Source organism: Aequoribacter sp., from assembly GCF_965659035.1.
GTDB lineage: Bacteria > Pseudomonadota > Gammaproteobacteria > Pseudomonadales > Halieaceae > Aequoribacter.
This window is the reverse complement of sequence record NZ_CBFHWH010000125.1, coordinates 1-343: the sequence shown is the minus strand read 5'-3', so window position 1 is coordinate 343 and position 343 is coordinate 1. Positions and strand designations below refer to the sequence as shown.

1 protein-coding gene is annotated in these 343 nt (G+C 56.0%); it reads left to right on the top strand.

From position 1 onward, the window contains the following. A partial coding sequence (locus ACTF5Z_RS11455; protein ID WP_438985753.1) for a thiamine pyrophosphate-binding protein occupies positions 1-343 on the top strand: 343 nt, incomplete at both ends.

The window sequence follows — 343 nt, the reverse complement described above, 5'->3', positions numbered from 1 at the left end:
GTACGAGGGGGTTGTCTCTGGCGCGGCCGATGGCTACGGTCGTATGGCCGACAAACCTGCCCTCACCCTACTACATTTAGGGCCAGGCTTCGCCAATGCCAGCTCAAACCTGCATAACGCTCGCCGCGCTCATTCGCCAGTCCTCAACATGATTGGCGATCACGCCACCTACCATTTGCAATACGACGCACCACTCACGACGGACATTGAAGGTTTTGCAAGCCCTGTCTCAGCGTGGATTGGCGTTTCATCATCGGCAGACGATTTAGCGACAACGGGCCTAGAAGGGTGGGCTAGATCACAAGACTATCCGGGTAAAGTGTGCTCATTTATTGCTCCCGCG